Source organism: Wolbachia endosymbiont of Leptopilina clavipes, assembly GCF_006334525.1.
Taxonomy (GTDB): domain Bacteria; phylum Pseudomonadota; class Alphaproteobacteria; order Rickettsiales; family Anaplasmataceae; genus Wolbachia.
This window is the reverse complement of the sequence record NZ_QJHA01000039.1, coordinates 1-4,211: the sequence shown is the minus strand read 5'-3', so window position 1 is coordinate 4,211 and position 4,211 is coordinate 1. Positions and strand designations below refer to the sequence as shown.

Below are 4,211 nucleotides of genomic sequence, written 5' to 3'. Positions count from 1 at the left end.
AGAAGAGGCTTTACACGAGATAAGCAAAAGCAAGCCATTGTATGCAAATAGAGTGTCGGAGGATATAGAAAAAGCAGTAGTTGAAATAGCAATAGAGTTTCCAGCATACGGACAAGAAAGAGCAGCAAACGAACTGAAAAAGAGAGGAATTCTCATCTCTGCAAGTGGAATAAGATCAGTGTGGCAAAGAAACGATCTTGAAAATTTTAAAAAGAGGTTAAAGGCATTAGAAGCAAAAGTAGCTCAGGATGGTATCATTTTAACAGAAGAACAGATAACAGCTCTAGAAAAGGCTAAGGAAGAAAAAGAGGCCCATGGAGAAATTGAAACAGAGCATCCAGGATACTTAGGTAGCCAAGACAGTTATTATGTTGGTAATATCAAAGGTATTGGACGAATTTACCAGCAAACCTTTGTTGATACCTATTCCAGAGTTGCTTTTGCTAAGCTTTACACAGAAAGGACTGCTATCACAGCTGCAGATCTTCTTAATGATAGGGTAGTACCGTTCTTTGATGAACAGAAAGTATCATTGCTACGTGTTTTGACGGATCGTGGTACAGAGTATTGTGGCAGACCTGAAAATCACGCTTACCAGCTATATTTAGGGGTAGAAAATATTGATCATTCTCGAACCAAAGCTCGTTCTCCACAGACTAATGGCATATGTGAAAGGTTCCACAGAACTATGCAAGATGAATGTTACAATATTATCTTTAGAAAGAAAATTTACACCTCTTTGGCAGAACTTCAGTTAGACGTAGACCATTGGGTGCATTCTTACAATAGATCTAGACCGCATTCAGGTAAATATTGCTATGGTAAGACTCCTATGCAAACCTTTTTTGATAGTATGCATATTGCTTATCAGAAAAATATTGATAGCATTAAACAGGATGCTGATTTTGGTTTTGACTTTGTTAATTCTTCTGTCAGTTAATTCATGCTTGTCAGATTAAGTCTAGACTATTACAAGATAGGCTCATATTTTTCATCCTTTTGAATATGATCTTTTTTGCAAAATTTGTATAGTAGCTTCCCCGCAAACAGAGCTGTAATCAATGCTGGAACTATAGAACCAACAATCCCACCCATTACCAATGGTGATAGAGTTGTAAAACTGAGCGCTAAGCCTGTAAGTGCTCCTATTGATGTAGCTATACCTAAGGTAAATAACATTATTTTAGTATTATTATTCATATAACCTCCTTAATTAATTTTCTAAAAAACTTTTAGCTACTTTGAGTATAGCTGAACTACTAGTTGAACAGGGGAAGGAAATTTTTATGTTAAAATTAAAGAGCGGGAGAAGGGGTTCGAACCCTCGACCTCAACCTTGGCAAGGTTGCGCTCTACCAACTGAGCCACTCCCGCAATGAAAATTTACTTATTCTTATTATAGGTGCATATCATAATTTGTAAACCCATGCATATGAAAAATATGGGAGCCAATCTTCTATGATCTTTTCGTATACTTAAAACTCATTTTGATTATTATATGTGTCATAAAACATATTAAATTTATGAGAATATTTATATATAAGGACGACCTGCCAGCCAGTGCAATACCGAATGATATAAAATCTATAGCTGTTGATACAGAGGCAATGGGGCTACTGCATAGCAGAGATAGATTATGCCTTGTTCAGCTCTCTTTCAATGATGGCAACGCTCACTTAGTTCAATTCAAAAACGATTATACAGCTCCAAATTTGAGAAAAATATTAGAGGATAAAAATATAACCAAAATATTTCACTTTGCGCGATTTGATGTGAGTATAATACATTACTACCTGCAAACTTGGGCACTGCCTTGCTATTGCACGAAAATAGCCTCACGTTTAGTTCGCACCTACACAGATAATCATAGCTTAAAAGAGTTGTGCTTAGAACTACTTGATATAAAATTAAATAAGCAACAACAATCTTCTGATTGGGGAAATGAAATTTTAACAGACAAGCAAAAAAGTTATGCTGCATCTGATGTTTTATATCTCCATAAAATAAAGGAAAAGCTAGATTTAATGCTAGAACGTGAAAATAGAAAAGAATTAGCCGAAAAGTGCTTTGAATTTCTTCCTACTCGTATTGAGCTAGATTCAATGGGTTGGGGGAGTGTAGATATCTTTAATCATCGTATGTAATCACTTCACTTGAATCCAGAAAAATTTAGTTGATCAGCTGTTAATTGATACGCTATATTTATAAAAATTTAGGTATTTTATGAGTGATGATATTAAAGCGGTAAATGATCAAAATTTCGAATCTGAAGTTGCTAACCACAAAGGATTTGTGCTGGTAGATTTTTGGGCAGAATGGTGTGGACCATGCAAAAGTCTGATGCCACGTATCGAGCAATTGGCTGAGGATAGAAAAGGCAAGATCAAGATCTGCAAGTTCGACATAGATGGAGAAACTGAGGTGCCAAGTAAGTATGGAGTTCAATCTATACCTACTTTAATCATATTTCAAGATGGTAAGGAAATTGCACGCAAAATTGGCGCAATAAATGATTTACACAGTTGGGTTGATAGTGAAATAAGCGAGTAGACAAATTTCCTTTTGCGTGTATTATAGGTGTTGATAAAAGGGATTGTAGCTCAGTCGGTTAGAGCAGTTCGCTCATAACGAATTGGTCGTAGGTTCGAGTCCTACCAATCCCACCACTATTGATACAATTGCAAGGCCTACTCTCTTACGTAAAATTTTGCCTTGTTATAGTACGTGGTTGTTAGTGTTTGAAAACTCCATGATATTAGATTCCTTGCATAACTGGAATTCAAAAGTTCCAGCGCGGTTTTCTTATTGGATCCCAGCTGGAATAACACTTGGTTATGCAAGAAATCTATTGTCAAAAAAAATTACTTCCGCATATTTTGAATCTGATTATAATGACAATTAGAGATATTTTAAGAGCTCAAAATCTATCTTTGTCTGCAGACTTTCAGTTAACTTTTCAATAAAAAACGTAGCGTATCTTTTTCAGCGTATACACACGTCTGTCATATGTGCGCTGCATTTTTTTCTAATCTTTTTATACAGGAGGATTTTATGTCCAGAATTCCAGATACTTGACCTTTACTTTAGCTAATAACAGGCGCCTGTGATTTTTATAAAGAAAGTGTAGGAAATAACCAAAAACTGTTTCCAGGCATAAATTTGCCATGTATACCTAAAAATTAATTATATTAGCATAATATTCATACTTATATGCTAATATTAATATTCTTTGAATTGAAGAATATTATGGAACAACAAGCATCAAACAAAGATATAGGGATTAAATTTAGACAGGATCAATGTAAGCAGAAATGCCATTCCTACAAAACAAAACTGACAGACCAAGAATGCCTAGATAAATGCTATGAGAAGTACGTTTCTAAACTTTATCCACAAATTAGTGAGAAATTATTAGCTAGTGAAAACAATCTCTATGATGAAAGCACAAAATTATCACTTATGGCAGATACTCTAGATGCAATGTTTTTTTTAATCACAAAAGAAACACTTATTTCAATATTTGCAGAGATGTTAGCTTTTTAGATATATTCTGACTTATTGAATAATTCTTTAAATTGGTAAAATACTGTTTCTTTTCCTCTATTTCTTTTTCACTATTCTTTCCACATATCGCTTCTGTTTTTATCTCTGATTCTCTAATTGCACATAAGTCAACAATAATTTTTACACAAATCAAAATAGCATATTTCCTCCGTAATCTTTAATAATTTTACATAGATTAAGTAGCATGCTTCCATGGTTCTCTCCGCGGTCTGATATGGCTAGTTTAATTTTAGCCAAGCCGCACTATACTTGTTAGGGCGGAAGTGGATGGCAACATGTTGTTTACGAAGTCTACGCTTCAACCATAGCTCTTGCTTATCCCTTCCATCGGCATTACTATCTTTACCTTCAATAAAATTATTGTCCTATACTCCTTTAGTGTTTATTGATAATAAAATTCTGTTTTATCAACCAACATTCTATGCATAATTACAGCTAGTTTTCTTGCTAATGCAACTACTGCTTTCTTTATACCCTTCTTTTTTGCAAGCTTTATTCCCCAGCTTTTTAATTTGAATTTTTTCTTGCTAACTGTCAGTATTGTATGCGCAGCTTCATACAACATATTTCTACATTCTACTGGTCCCATCTTTGATATGCTACCATGACGATTAACTTCTCCAGAAGCGTACTGTCTTGGCGTCAAT

At 34.6% G+C, this 4,211-nt stretch carries 7 protein-coding genes and 2 tRNA genes; 6 read left to right on the top strand and 3 right to left on the bottom strand.

The annotated features are described in order from the left end of the window. Positions 1 to 940, top strand: a 940-nt coding sequence (locus tag OUY_RS04320; protein ID WP_139686782.1) for an IS481 family transposase, incomplete at its 5' end; no start/stop codon positions are given. 29 nt (positions 941 to 969) lie between these two features. On the opposite strand, the gene OUY_RS04315 is transcribed toward OUY_RS04320, so the two are convergent. Further along, positions 970 to 1,200, bottom strand: a complete 231-nt coding sequence (locus OUY_RS04315; RefSeq protein ID WP_139686781.1) for a hypothetical protein — start codon at positions 1,198 to 1,200, stop codon at positions 970 to 972. 101 nt (positions 1,201 to 1,301) lie between these two features. Continuing rightward, a tRNA-Gly gene (locus OUY_RS04310) sits at positions 1,302 to 1,374 on the bottom strand. Between the two features lie 149 nt (positions 1,375 to 1,523). Here OUY_RS04310 and OUY_RS04305 point away from each other — a divergent pair. The 5 genes from OUY_RS04305 to OUY_RS04290 all read left to right on the top strand — a co-directional run bounded on the left by OUY_RS04305 (position 1,524) and on the right by OUY_RS04290 (position 3,543). Beyond that, positions 1,524 to 2,144, top strand: coding sequence for a ribonuclease D (locus OUY_RS04305; RefSeq protein WP_139686780.1), 621 nt, complete (start codon positions 1,524 to 1,526; stop codon positions 2,142 to 2,144). Positions 2,145 to 2,223: 79 nt separating this feature from the next. Beyond that, positions 2,224 to 2,550, top strand: coding sequence for a thioredoxin (gene trxA / locus OUY_RS04300; RefSeq protein WP_007302120.1), 327 nt, complete (start codon positions 2,224 to 2,226; stop codon positions 2,548 to 2,550). Between the two features lie 39 nt (positions 2,551 to 2,589). Further along, positions 2,590 to 2,666: transfer RNA gene (locus OUY_RS04295), tRNA-Ile, on the top strand. A gap of 83 nt (positions 2,667 to 2,749) precedes the next feature. Continuing rightward, positions 2,750 to 2,902 (top strand): hypothetical protein, encoded by a 153-nt coding sequence (locus OUY_RS05935; protein WP_167481350.1) that lies wholly within the window; start codon positions 2,750 to 2,752, stop codon positions 2,900 to 2,902. A gap of 344 nt (positions 2,903 to 3,246) precedes the next feature. Then, a complete protein-coding gene (locus OUY_RS04290; protein ID WP_246038721.1) occupies positions 3,247 to 3,543 on the top strand; it encodes a hypothetical protein in 297 nt (98 codons plus the stop codon). A 403-nt stretch (positions 3,544 to 3,946) separates the two neighbouring features. Here OUY_RS04290 and OUY_RS04280 read toward each other — a convergent pair. Beyond that, a partial coding sequence (locus OUY_RS04280) for a transposase (protein ID WP_139686778.1) occupies positions 3,947 to 4,211 on the bottom strand: 265 nt, incomplete at its 5' end.

What these genes read in the sequence shown, in the direction of transcription:
- OUY_RS04315 (WP_139686781.1), bottom strand. Translation starts at nt 1,200, where the DNA reads ATGAATAATAATACTAAAATAATGTTATTTACCTTAGGTATAGCTACA.
- OUY_RS04305 (WP_139686780.1), top strand. Translation starts at nt 1,524, where the DNA reads ATGAGAATATTTATATATAAGGACGACCTGCCAGCCAGTGCAATACCG.
- trxA (WP_007302120.1), top strand. Translation starts at nt 2,224, where the DNA reads ATGAGTGATGATATTAAAGCGGTAAATGATCAAAATTTCGAATCTGAA.
- OUY_RS05935 (WP_167481350.1), top strand. Translation starts at nt 2,750, where the DNA reads ATGATATTAGATTCCTTGCATAACTGGAATTCAAAAGTTCCAGCGCGG.
- OUY_RS04290 (WP_246038721.1), top strand. Translation starts at nt 3,247, where the DNA reads ATGGAACAACAAGCATCAAACAAAGATATAGGGATTAAATTTAGACAG.